The 11,949-nt window shown below is 65.0% G+C and carries 10 protein-coding genes; 4 read left to right on the top strand and 6 right to left on the bottom strand.

What is annotated here, in order from left to right:
• Positions 1-47: 47 nt before the first annotated feature.
• Both K6301_RS03455 and rnd read left to right on the top strand, forming a co-directional pair.
• Complete coding sequence (locus K6301_RS03455; protein WP_247220478.1) at positions 48-1,439, top strand: multicopper oxidase family protein; 1,392 nt, start codon at positions 48-50, stop codon at positions 1,437-1,439.
• A gap of 108 nt (positions 1,440-1,547) precedes the next feature.
• Positions 1,548-2,693, top strand: coding sequence for a ribonuclease D (gene rnd, locus K6301_RS03450; RefSeq protein WP_247220476.1), 1,146 nt, complete (start codon positions 1,548-1,550; stop codon positions 2,691-2,693).
• 3 nt (positions 2,694-2,696) lie between these two features.
• Here the strand turns inward: rnd and K6301_RS03445 are convergent, their stop codons facing one another.
• Positions 2,697-3,104 carry a DUF2000 family protein gene (locus K6301_RS03445; RefSeq protein WP_247219340.1) on the bottom strand — a complete coding sequence of 136 codons (408 nt, stop codon included), beginning with the start codon at positions 3,102-3,104 and terminating at the stop codon, positions 2,697-2,699.
• On the opposite strand from K6301_RS03445, the gene K6301_RS03440 reads away from it, so the two are divergent.
• Entirely contained in the window at positions 3,091-4,008 is a 918-nt protein-coding gene (locus tag K6301_RS03440; RefSeq protein ID WP_247219338.1) for an AraC family transcriptional regulator, read from the top strand. The two genes, K6301_RS03445 and K6301_RS03440, sit on opposite strands and share 14 nt — an antisense overlap.
• Positions 4,009-4,105: 97 nt before the next feature.
• A complete protein-coding gene (locus tag K6301_RS03435; RefSeq protein ID WP_247219336.1) occupies positions 4,106-5,464 on the top strand; it encodes an esterase-like activity of phytase family protein in 1,359 nt (452 codons plus the stop codon).
• An 83-nt stretch (positions 5,465-5,547) separates the two neighbouring features.
• On the opposite strand, the gene K6301_RS03430 is transcribed toward K6301_RS03435, so the two are convergent.
• The 5 genes from K6301_RS03430 to K6301_RS03410 form a co-directional block, all read right to left on the bottom strand.
• The gene (locus K6301_RS03430) at positions 5,548-6,132 is read right to left on the bottom strand and encodes a DUF922 domain-containing Zn-dependent protease (RefSeq protein WP_247219334.1); all 585 of its coding nucleotides are present in this window, start codon (positions 6,130-6,132) and stop codon (positions 5,548-5,550) included.
• Positions 6,133-6,140: 8 nt separating this feature from the next.
• On the bottom strand, positions 6,141-7,661 hold the full coding sequence (gene ppx, locus K6301_RS03425) for an exopolyphosphatase (RefSeq protein ID WP_247219333.1): 1,521 nt from the start codon (positions 7,659-7,661) through the stop codon (positions 6,141-6,143).
• Positions 7,662-7,673: 12 nt separating this feature from the next.
• A complete protein-coding gene (locus K6301_RS03420) occupies positions 7,674-9,839 on the bottom strand; it encodes an RNA degradosome polyphosphate kinase (protein ID WP_425475384.1) in 2,166 nt (721 codons plus the stop codon).
• Positions 9,840-9,981: 142 nt separating this feature from the next.
• Positions 9,982-10,695 carry a DnaA regulatory inactivator HdaA gene (gene hdaA / locus K6301_RS03415; RefSeq protein ID WP_247219329.1) on the bottom strand — a complete coding sequence of 238 codons (714 nt, stop codon included), beginning with the start codon at positions 10,693-10,695 and terminating at the stop codon, positions 9,982-9,984.
• A 22-nt stretch (positions 10,696-10,717) separates the two neighbouring features.
• Positions 10,718-11,854, bottom strand: a complete 1,137-nt coding sequence (locus K6301_RS03410) for an AI-2E family transporter (RefSeq protein WP_247219327.1) — start codon at positions 11,852-11,854, stop codon at positions 10,718-10,720.
• Between the last annotated feature and the right edge of the window lie 95 nt (positions 11,855-11,949).

Raw genomic sequence — 11,949 nt, 5'->3', positions numbered from 1 at the left:
TGATGAGCGCTCAGGTCAGGTTTAGAAGCAGGCGACGCACCGGAGGGATTGCCATGCTGACACGCCGCACGCTGATGAAGGGCGCACTCGTCGCCGGCGCCTATGCGGGCGGCATGGGCCTTGCCGGCCAGTTCGGCAAACCGGCGAGCGCCAAGGCGGCAACCACACTTCTGACCCGCCGCACCGATGCGCTGATCACGGACAAGAGGCCGACCAGGGCCGCGATGACCTATGGCGATGCCGAGGTGCCGCCGGTGCTGCGCATGCGCCGCGGCGTGCCCTTCGCGCTGCGCCTCGAAAACGGGCTGGACGAGCCGACCACCGTGCACTGGCACGGGTTGCGCATCGACAACAGGATGGACGGCGTGCCCTTCCTCACGCAGCCCTATGTCTATGGCGGCGACGGTTTCGACTATGCCTTCACGCCACCCGATGCCGGCACCTTCTGGTATCATCCCCACTGCAACACGCTGGAGCAGATGGGCCGCGGCCTTGCCGGAGTGATCGTGGTGGAGGACCCTGCCGATCCCGTCTTCGACGCCGAGATCGTGCTCAACCTGCGCGACTGGCGGCTGGGCGGCGACGGGCAGTTCATCGCGCAGTTCAAGCCGCGCGACGCCGCGCGCGCCGGCACGTTCGGCACGGTGCGCACCGCCAACTGGCGCCAGACGCCGCAATATGATGCGCCGGCGGGCGGGCTCGTGCGGCTGCGCATCGCCGCCACCGACGTCACCCGCATCCTCACCCTCAATGTGGATGGCGCGGACGCCCTCGTCATTGCCGCCGACGGCAATCCCGCGACAGAACGGTTTGCGCTCGACCACCTGATGATCGGCCCCGGCCAGCGGCTGGACCTCGCGCTGCGCATGCCCGAGACCGAGGGCGCCATCGCCGCGCTGATGGACCTGCGCGGCACCAAGCCCACGACGCTTGTCACCTTCCGCGCCACCGGCGCATCGCTGAAGCGCAATCTCCAGGATTTGCCGGCACTCACTGCCAATCCCCTGTCCGAGCCGGACCTTTCGGCGGCGACGGAAATCCCGTTCATCCTGTCGGCATCGGCGGAAGAGCGCCCGAAGGACGGCATCTGCGGCTCGCTCGGCTATAATTTCTGGGCCATCAACAAGGTGCCGTGGGCCGACGACAGCGGCGACCCGACCGCGCCGCTCGCCGAGATGAAGGCGGGCAGGACCTATATCTTCAACGTCGAGAACCCGACGCCGCAGATGCACCCGCTCCACCTGCACGGCCTCGCCTTCAAGCCGATGAACTCCAACAAGCAGGCGCTTCGCCCGCATTTCTCCGACACCTATCTCATCCTGCCGGACGAGAAGGTGCAGCTCGCGCTCGTTGCCGACAATCCCGGCGATTGGGTCTTCCATTGCCACATCATCGAGCACCAGAAGACCGGCATGACGAGCTATGTGCGGGTGACGTAACGCGCGGCGCCCCGGCGTTAACCCGAAATTTTCGATTGTGGCAAAACCGTGGAACGTCTAAAGCTGCCCGATCAAAAAATTGAGAAAGCCGGCCAAGTCCTTATGCAGATCATCGAGACAACCGCAGCCCTTCGCGACGCCTGTGAGACGCTCGCCCGTTCCGAGTATCTGACGATCGACACGGAGTTCCTGCGGGAGACGACGTTCTGGCCGGAGCTTTGCCTGATCCAGCTTGCCGGTCCGGAGACCGAGGTCATCGTCGATCCGCTGGCCAAGGGCCTGGATCTTGCGCCCTTCTTCGAGCTGATGGCCAATCCCGATGTGCTGAAGGTGTTCCACGCTGCACGGCAGGATATCGAGATCATCTTCAACCGCGGCAACCTGCTGCCGCACCCGATCTTCGATACGCAGGTCGCGGCCATGGTCTGCGGCTTCGGCGACAGCGTGTCCTACGACCAGCTCGTGCAGAAGATCAAGGGCGTGCATATCGACAAGTCCTCGCGCTTCACCGACTGGAGCCGCCGGCCGCTCACCGAAAAGCAGCTGGAATATGCGCTGGCCGACGTCACCCATCTGCGCGACGTCTATCTGGCGCTCAAGGAAAAGCTGGAAATCGCCGGCCGCTCGCTGTGGCTGACGGAAGAGATGGCCGTGCTGGAATCGCGCGAGACCTATGACCTGCACCCCGACGACGCCTGGCGCCGCCTCAAGATGCGCGTCAAGAAGCCGGTGGAGCTCGCCGTGCTGCAGAAGGTGGCCGCCTGGCGCGAACGCGAGGCGCGCAGCCGCAACGTGCCGCGCTCGCGCATCCTGAAAGACGACACGATCTACGAGATCGCCCAGCAGCAGCCGGCCGATGCCGAGGCGCTGGCGCGCCTGCGCACCATCCCCAAGGGGTGGGAGCGCTCGCAGTCGGGCGCCGCACTGCTGGAGGCCATCGGCGAGGCGCTCGCAATCCCCAAGGCTGACCTGCCCCGCCTGCCGCGCCAGAACCATGTGCCCGAAGGTGCGGCCTCCGCCAGCGAGATGCTGAAGGTGCTGCTCAAGATCGTCTCCGAGAAGGAAGGCGTCGCGGCCAAGATCATCGCCAATTCCGACGATCTCGAAAAGATCGCCATCGAGGGCGAGGCCGCGGAGGTCGCCGCCCTTTCCGGCTGGCGCCGCGAACTGTTCGGTGAGACCGCCCTCAACCTCATCGGCGGCAAGGTCGCGCTGCGCTTCGTCGACAAGAAGATCGAGGCCGTCGAGCTTTAAGCCTCACGCATGCAGCCTGGCGCCCTTGGTGATGCGATCCACCGTCTTCCTGTCGGCATGCAGGGCGATGCCGACGATCTTGGCATCATCAGGGCCGAACGTCGCGAAGACCGCGCGATTGGCCTCGTCATGGCCGGTCGAGAACATCTCCTCGATATAGACGGATGCGGGCACCGTCCGTTCGAGCGCGCGGGCATGGATCTTCGACAGCGTCGCACCGTCGGCCGACAGCACGATGATCGGCTGCACGCTGAGCGCGTTATAGACATAGCCGGCCGCATCGCGATAAGCTTCGCCGATCAGGTCCGGCTTCTGGCCGATGATGCCGCTCGACAGGAACGCGGTGACATTGAGCTTCTGCCACACCTCCAGATCCTCGCGCAGCACGACGGCGAACTTGGTATCGAACATTCGGATATACTCCCGGGAAAAGGCTGCGGACCATTCCGCTGACAATGCGATAGCAGGCGCGGTCGAGGGCCCGCTTGAACGTTCGTGCACGGACAGGGACAAGGACCGCATCGTCGTGGCGCCCGAGCTTGCCGGCATCGAGCGCATCGAGGCGCGGTTCCGCGGCAAGGGCTTCGACCTGCACCGGCACGATACTTATGCGCTGGGCGTCACCATGGCCGGCATCCAGACCTTCCGCTATCGCGGCGCGTCGCGGTTCAGCCCGCCCGGCAATGTCATCGTGCTGCATCCCGACGAGTTGCACGACGGCGCGGCCGGGACCGATGACGGGCTGACCTACCGTATGATGTATATCCCGCCGGAACGGTTCCTGCCGGCGACGGCCGAGCGCGGCCGCGCCCTGCCCTTCGTGGCAAGCCCCGTCGTCGACGATATCGGGCTGGCGCGGCTGCTGCTCGAGGCCTTCGGCAGCATGGGTGAAGCGTTCGAACAGCTGAAATTCGACGAGCTCATGGCCGAGATCGCAACCGCGCTGCTCGACCATGCGGGTGCGCCACAGGCCCGGGCGGAACGGCTCGCGCAGCCGGAGGTGCTGCGGGCTTGCGCCTTCCTGCGGGAAAACATCGTGCGGCAGGTTAGCGCTCAAGACCTCGAAGAGGTGACCGGCCTCGACCGCTTTGCGCTTGCCCGGCAGTTCAGGCGGGTGCTCGGCACCAGCCCGCATCGTTATCTCGTCATGCGCCGCCTGGAATGCGCGCGCGCCCTGATCACCGCGGGCGAGAGCCTCGCAGAAGCCGCCTTCGCCAGCGGCTTCGCCGACCAGGCCCATCTCAGCCGCCACTTCAAGAAGGCGCACGGCATGACGCCCGGCCGCTTCGCAGCACTTGCCACCGGGCGCGCCTGATCCACACCCCGTCACGAAAGCGACAAGCAACTGTCAAGCAGCGGTCATGCACGCTGCCTATCAACTGGCGTCGCTTTGCAAACCCATGGGGATGATGATGACCAGGCACCTTTTCACCGCCGCTGCCCTTTCGCTGCTGATGACCACGACCGCGCTTGCCGCGGAGACCGAATTTACCGCCACGCTGAAGGCGCACGCCATCCTTCCGGCCAACACGATCCTCGCGGCACCCGATGATGCGGCCGAGTACCTGAAGACCTCGGGCAAGTTCACCACCGCTGACCGCAAGCGCGCGGAAGCGCTCGGCACGGTCATGGGCAAGGACGGCGTGCGCGAGACCGGCCTCGCCCTGCCCTTCGCCGGCCAGCCGATGCAGGGCTTATCCGGCATCAAGGCCATGGACGACGGCACGTTCTGGACGCTGTCGGACAACGGTTTCGGCACCAAACTGAACTCCTCCGATGCCATGCTGATGCTGCATCATGTGCGCTTCGACTGGGACAAGGGCACGATGGAGCCGATCACGACGCTCTTCCTGTCCGACCCGGACAAGAAGGCGCCCTTCCCCATCGTGATGGAGGGTGCGGCCAAGCGCTACCTCACCGGCGCCGATTTCGATGTCGAATCCATCCAGCCCGTCGCGGACGGTTTCTGGGTCGGCGAGGAATTCGGCCCCTATATCCTGAAATTCGACCTTGAGGGCCGGCTGACCGACGTCATCGCCACCGAGGTCGACGGCAAGCCGGTGGCCTCGCCCGACAATCCGACGCTTGCCGTGCAGGCCGATCCGTCCAAGGCGATGCCGGCCTTCAACCTCAAGCGCTCCGGCGGCTACGAGGGTCTGGCCCTGTCGAAGGACGGCTCGAAGCTCTACGGCCTGCTCGAAGGCCCGATCTGGCGCGACAATGCCACTGTCGAGCAGGCCGATGGCCGCCCGGCGCTGCGCATCATCGAACTCGACACCGCGTCCAAGGCCTGGACCGGCCGCAGCTGGCTCTATCCGCTGGCCGAAGGCGGCGAGGCCATCGGCGACTTCAACATGCTGGACGCCACGACGGCACTGGTGATCGAGCGCGACAACGGTGCGGGCACGGCCGACAGGGCCTGCGCCGATGCGAAGGACCCGAAGCCGGACTGCTTCGCCACGCCCGCCAAGGTCAAGCGCATCTACAAGATATCCATGACGGACGACAACGCCGGCAAGGCCGTGCGCAAGATCGGCTATATCGACCTCCTGAAGATCGCCGACCCCGATAACAAGAAGCGCCAGGGCGGCGGCGAAGGCTTCTACGACATGCCGTTCGTGACCATCGAGAATGTCGACCGCGTTGATGACACGCACATCATTGTCGGCAACGACAACAACCTGCCCTTCTCGGCCGGCCGCGCACTCGACAAGGCCGACGACAACGAATTCGTGCTGCTGGAAGCGGGCGCGTTTTTGAAGGCGGAGTAAGCCGCATCAGCCTTCTCCCCGCTTGCGGGGAGAAGGCTTAAAAGGCCTGACCATCATTCAACCGGAAAGGTCAATGCAGTTTGTTACCGCGGATCGACAAACTGCAGGATCAGCTGGTGGACATTTCCGCCCTCGCTCATTTCGACCTTGTCGAAATCGCGGCTGCGGGCGCGCTGGGCCTGCGAGAGTTCGCCGAGGCGGGCCTGGAGCGCGGGGCGGATCTTCTTGCAGCCCGGATCGTCCTCGACGCGCATGCCCACGCTCATCGCCTCGATCTCCTTCACCATGTCCTTGATGAAGTCGCCATGGATTTTCTCATGCGCAGTCACGCCGGCGATGAAGGTGTCCCAGCGGCTCTTCAACGGCTCGGAGAGCTTGGTCTTCAGCTGCGGCAACGTATAGGTGATGATGAGCTTCGGCTTGTTGACCGTGATGACGCAGGCATTGCCCTGCCGCTCGTATTTGCGCGTCCAGGTCAGCTTGAAGCCGGTATGGGCGATGACGCGGGCCACACCGAGTTTCGGGCCGCGCTCGCCGATGGAGCGGTAGATGTCGAGACCCGTCGCGCCCTGCACCGAATAGGGTTCGACACGCTCCACCGCCTGCCAGTCCTGCGCCATGGCGCCGGTGGCAAGAAAAAGGCCGATGAGAAAGCTCGTCATACGCATGGTCGGCCTCACTGGAACCTGTAAGCAAGCTTCTTGCCGGTGAGCCGTGCAAGCTGCTGGAGGCGCGCATCGAGCCGTTCGCCGGCGAGTTCCGCATGTTCCGGCGGCACGATCAGCTCGAGATCGACATCGGGCGTGCTCGACTTGCGGAAGGCGAGATGCGGCACGACGCCAGGCATGGAGGCCGAGAACGGATAGACGACGCGCAAGAGGCCGCCCACCAGCTTGGCGAGCTCGCGCAGGCGCGGCGTGGCGATGGAGGCGAGCGAACTGCTGACCGTATCGTCGTTCAGGCCCTCGAAGCGGTAGTAATTCGTCAGCGCGATGAAGGCGCGGCCGGGATGGGTGATGCCGATGAACGTGCCGTGCGCGATGAGGTTCAGCGCCTGAAGCCCGCGATAATCGGGATGGGCGCGCCAGCTGATATCGGCCAGCAGGCAGGCCGCCTCGCGATAGCGCCGCTCCTCCTCAGTCTCGGTCACGCCGAACAGCGGCATCGCGCGGCCGGTCCATTCGGCAAGCTCGCGGGCATGTTCGGGCGAGCGGGCGCGCAGGATGGCGAGTTCGCCGGCGGCGGCCAGCAGCGGATCGCGGGCCTTCTCGCGTTCGGGCAGCAGCGAATAGAGGTAGCCCTCGCGCACGCCCTGGGCGGAGAAGAGGACCCGCGACGGCTTCATGATCGCGATCGTCTCCTGAAGCGCCACGGCGCCGAAGGGCAGCAGGTTGCGACGGCTCTTGGAGATCGCCGCATAGGCCGGATCCTTCTGGTCCTTGGCCGTGACGATGTCGGTCAGGAAATCCATGGCGTCGGAAAAGCTCAGCTCGTAGCCCTGGATCATGTGGAGCGGATAGTTCTGCACTTCCATATGCAGGGCACCGATGGCGCGCCATGTGCCGCCCACGGCATAGAAGGTGCGGCCGGCTCCGTTCTTCAGGAGGTTGGCGGTGCGCAGGAACTTGCGCGCGACGATGCGCGCCTGCGCGGGCGAGCCGCCGGAAGCCTCCGACAGCCGGATACCGCCGAGCGGCAGGGTGATGCCCTTGCCGATCGCGCCGCCCGCGACATCGATCAGCTCCAGCGAACCGCCGCCGAGGTCGCCGACGATGCCGTCAGGATCATGGAAGCCGCTGATGACGCCGAGCGCGGAGAAATAGGCCTCCTCCTCGCCGGTCAGCACGCGCACCTTCTGGCCGAGGATCATTTCCGCCTGGTGGATGAAATCGGGGCCGTTTTCGGCCTCGCGCGCCGCCGCCGTCGCCAGCGCGAACATGGTGGTGGCGCGGGCTTGGACGGAAAGGGCCTTGAAACGATGAAGGGCCGCCAGCGCGCGGTCGACGCTCGCCTGGTCCATGCGGCCGGTCCGGGCCAGCCCCTTGCCGAGGCCGCACATGACCTTCTCGTTGAAGAGCGTGGCCGGCGACCGGCTCATGCCCTCGTAGATGACAAGACGAATCGAGTTGGAACCGATATCCACGACCGAGACCGGGGCAATTCCAGGCAAACGCCCCTGGGCTTCAGATTCGACCATGCATATCCAGTTTTACTTCTTGCGGCGGCCTTGCCAGCCCGCGATCGCCTTCGGTGCCGAGGACTTCAGGGCCTCGCCCCGGCCGGACAGGCTGGGGTTGGTCATGAAGTAGTGCTGAGCATTGAACGGCTCGGCACCGGGCTGCACTTCCATGCGCCGGGACGTTCCGTCGGGAAGAATCTCGTAGCTCTGCTGGTTGTCGATGAGATTGCCCAGCATGATCTGCGAGAGTACCTGCTCATGCACCGTCCGGTTGATCAGAGGCACGAGTGTCTCGACCCGCCGGTCCAGGTTGCGCGGCATCATATCCGCGGAGCCTATATAGACCAGCGCCTTGTCGGATGGAAGCCCGTGGCCGTTGCCGAAGCAGAAGATGCGGGAGTGCTCGAGGAAGCGGCCGACGATGGACTTGACGTGGATATTGTCCGAAAGGCCCGGCACCTGCGGACGCAGGCAGCAGATGCCGCGCACCACCAGATCCACTTCCACGCCCGCCTGGCTGGCGCGGTAAAGCGCATCGATGATCTCGGGATCCACAAGAGAATTCATCTTCATCCAGATCGCCGCCGGCGCGCCGTTCTTCGCATGCGCGATCTCCTCGTCGATGTGACGCAGGATGCGCGGGCGCAGCGTATAGGGCGAGAAGGCGAGCTTCATGCCGGCCTCGGGCTCGCCGTAGCCGGTGATGAAGTTGAAGATGTTCGCCATGTCATTGGCGATGGTCGGGTTGCAGCTGAAGAAGGACAGGTCCGTGTAGATCTTCGCCGTGACCGGGTGGTAATTGCCCGTGCCGAGATGGCAATAGGTGCGCAGCCTGCCCTCCTCGCGCCGCACCACCATCGACATCTTGGCGTGGGTCTTCAATTCGATGAAGCCGAAGACGACCTGCACGCCGGCGCGCTCCAAGTCGCGCGCCCAGCGGATGTTGGCCTCCTCGTCGAAACGGGCCTTGAGCTCGACCAGCGCCGTCACCGACTTGCCGGCCTCGGCGGCATCGATCAGCGCGCGCACGATGGGGCTGTCGTTGGAGGTGCGGTAGAGCGTCTGCTTTATCGCCAGAACGTCAGGATCGCGCGCAGCCTGGAGAAGGAACTGGACCACCACGTCGAAGCTTTCGTAGGGGTGGTGGACGACCATGTCCTTTTCGCGGATGGCGGCGAAGCAGTCTCCGGCGTGCTCTCGGACGCGTTCGGGAAATCGCGCATTGTAGGGCTCGAACCTCAGGTCGTTGCGCGGAGCCTTGGCGATCTCCGACAGCGTGTTGAGGGCAAGCAGGCCCGGCAGGACGGCGACGCGATTATCCGGCACGTTGAGTTCGCCGACGACGAAGCGGCGCAGCGATTCCGGCATTTCGGAATCGGTCTCGATGCGGATCACCGATCCGCGGCGGCGGCGCTTGAGCGCGGTCTCGAAGAAGCGCACGAGATCTTCCGCCTCTTCCTCCACCTCGATATCGCTGTCTCTGATGATGCGGAACGTGCCCGAGCCGCGCACGATGTAACCGGGGAAGAGCCGGCCGATGAACAGCCCGACCACATCCTCCAGCGTGATGTAGCGGATGGCGCCCTCGGCATCCGGCAGGCGGATGAAGCGGTCGAGCGCGACCGGCAGGCGCAGCAGCGCCGTCATCGGCTCCTTGCCCATCGTGCTTTCCAGTTGGAGGCCGATGGAGAAGCCGAGGTTGGGGATGAACGGGAACGGGTGGGCCGGATCGATCGACAGCGGGGTCAGGACCGGGAAGATCGACTGGTTGAACTCCTGCTGGAGCCAGACCTTGTCGTCGCTCGTCAGCGCCACCGAGCGCACGATGAGGATGTCTTCCTTGGCGAGGTACTGCTGGAGCACGGCGAGCGAGGCCTGCTGCTCCATCTGGAGATTGTCGATCTCCTTCAGGATGTCGTCGAGCTGCTCGGCCGAGGTCTTGCCGTCGGGGCTGCGGATGGCGATGCCCTGCCGCACCTGGCCTTCGAGGCCCGCGACGCGCACCATGAAGAACTCGTCGAGATTGGCCGCGGAGATCGACAGGAAGCGCACGCGCTCGAGCAGCGGATGGGCGGTGTTCAGCGTTTCCTCGAGAACACGGCGGTTGAACTGGAGCCAGGAGAATTCCCGGTTGATGAAGCGCTCCGGGCTCGCCATCAGCGCTTCCACATCGACGCTCGCGCCGTCCGGCTGCACATCCGCGACGGAATTTTCGGGGGAAATATCCGGGTTCGCCGTGTCCATGAGAAGTCCGTCCTGTCTGCCGCCATACACGACGGAAACGATTTCTGCTTTATCGCGAAGCGCTTAGCGCAGTTTGACGACAGAACTGTGACAGTCAATCCACAGAGTTGGCTTCGTCGGGAAATTCGCCGGCGCCCACCATCTCGCCCAGCACTTCCTGCGCCAGCTGGCGGGTGATGCGGCTGCCGCGGGCAAGGGCAAGCCGGTCCAGCCGGTCCACCAGCGTCTGTGCAGCCTCCAGCGAGCGCTCCATGCGCGCCACGATATAGGCGACCAGCCTGTCGTCGACGAAGAGCTGGCGGTCGGCGAAGAGCTTGACGATGACCTGCGACAAAAGCTCGCCGTCGGGCTCGCCGATCTCCACCACGGTCGCCGCCTTGAGGCGCGAGCGCAGGTCCGGCAGCTCGACGACCCAGGACATCGGCCAAAGCCGCGATGTCATGAGCAGGGTGTGGCCGTGCTGGCGCACATTGTTGATGATGTGGAACAGGGTGCGGTCGTCGAAGCCGGCGCGGTCGGCATCCTCGATGAGCACGGGCCCCTGTTCGGCCGCCTCTTCGGCGCCGGTTCCCGGCATCGCCTCGATGAGGCGTGCGCCGCTGCGCTCGCGCCAGATCGCGGCGAGATGGGATTTCCCCGAGCCGATTGGACCGGCGATGACGACGACGGGCGCAGGCCAGTGCGGCCAGGCATCGATCATGGCGACGGCCGCATCGACGGGGCCGGCGACCAGGAGGTCGTCCCGTCCCGTGGCGGGATCGTGCCCGAAGGCCAGCGGCAACTGTTCGGCGGTCTTGCGCGAGGTCATGCGTCTACCCGGGTACTCTGTCTCACTCACCGCGCGGCAGGCTTTCCTGCGGCAGGCTCTCCTCCAGGAGAATGGGCTTCTTGCTGCCGTAGTAGAGGTCGCTGTCAAGGTAGCGGTTGAGGCCGAAGCGGACAAGCACGCCCACGGCGGCGGCCGCCGGCACGGCGATCATCAGCCCGACGAAACCGAACAGTGCGCCGAAGGCGACCAGCGCGAACATCAGCCAGACCGGGTGCAGCCCGACCCGCGAGCCCACGAGCTTCGGCTGCAGGATATTGCCCTCGATGAACTGGCCGGAGAAGAAGATGCCGGCGATGAGCGCGATCATCCAGTAGTCGGGCCAGAACTGCACGACGGCCACGCCGATGGCCAGGATCAGCCCGACCAGCGAGCCGACATAGGGAATGAAGCTGATGATGCCGGCGAAAAGGCCGATCAGCAGGCCGAAATTCAGGCCGGCGAAGGACAGGCCGATACCGTAGTAAAGGCCGAGGATGATGCAGATGGAGCCCTGCCCGCGCACGAAGCCGGCGATCGCTGCGTCCATTTCCGAAGCGATCTGGCGGACATCGGCGACATGGTCGCGCGGCACGCAGCTGTCCACCTTCTCGATCATGCGGTCCCAGTCGAGCAGCATGTAGAAGGCGACGACGGGCGTGATGACAAGCAGCGAGACGATGTTGACCAGCGCCATGCCGGAATTCCACAGCTGCTTGAAGACCGTGCCGAGGAAACCCGCGCCCTCCGCGAGGATGGAGGAGAAGCTCTGCTTGATCGTGTCCATCTGGCTGCTGATCCAGCTCGGCAGCAGATCGGGATTGAAGCTCGCGACCAGCTGCTGGAGCTGCGTGACATAGGCCGGCAGCTTTTCCAGGAAATCGGCGGCCTGGGTCGCCAGAAGCGGGATGATGATCATCAGCGACAGCGCGAAGAGCACGACGAAGGCGACGAGGATCAGGACCGTCGCCATCATGCGGCTGAGGCCGAGCCGCTCCAGCCGGTCCGCCACCGGATCGAGGAAATAGGCCAGCGCCATGCCCGCGATGAAGGGCAAGAGGATATCGCTGAAAATCAGGAGGAAGATCACGAAGACGATGAGCGCGATGATCCAGAAGATCACCTGCCGCTTCAGTCCCGCGCCGCTGATATGGGCTGCCATCGCGCCTCTTCCCGTGTTTGCCGTTATATCAGCAGATAGGATGCGGGCCGGAGAAACGTCAAGGCTCGGCGGCTATAAGTGGAACTGGCTCGGCG

Origin of the sequence: Shinella oryzae, assembly GCF_023038235.1 — a bacterium.
Taxonomy (GTDB): domain Bacteria; phylum Pseudomonadota; class Alphaproteobacteria; order Rhizobiales; family Rhizobiaceae; genus Shinella; species Shinella sumterensis.
This window is presented reverse-complemented; position numbering and strand designations above follow the sequence as displayed.

Bases quoted from the DNA above. Each gene is read 5' to 3' on its own strand.
- K6301_RS03445 (WP_247219340.1), bottom strand. From the start codon at position 3,104: ATGTTCGATACCAAGTTCGCCGTCGTGCTGCGCGAGGATCTGGAGGTG.
- K6301_RS03435 (WP_247219336.1), top strand. From the start codon at position 4,106: ATGACCAGGCACCTTTTCACCGCCGCTGCCCTTTCGCTGCTGATGACC.
- ppx (WP_247219333.1), bottom strand. From the start codon at position 7,661: ATGGTCGAATCTGAAGCCCAGGGGCGTTTGCCTGGAATTGCCCCGGTC.
- K6301_RS03430 (WP_247219334.1), bottom strand. From the start codon at position 6,132: ATGCGTATGACGAGCTTTCTCATCGGCCTTTTTCTTGCCACCGGCGCC.
- K6301_RS03410 (WP_247219327.1), bottom strand. From the start codon at position 11,854: ATGGCAGCCCATATCAGCGGCGCGGGACTGAAGCGGCAGGTGATCTTC.
- hdaA (WP_247219329.1), bottom strand. From the start codon at position 10,695: ATGACCTCGCGCAAGACCGCCGAACAGTTGCCGCTGGCCTTCGGGCAC.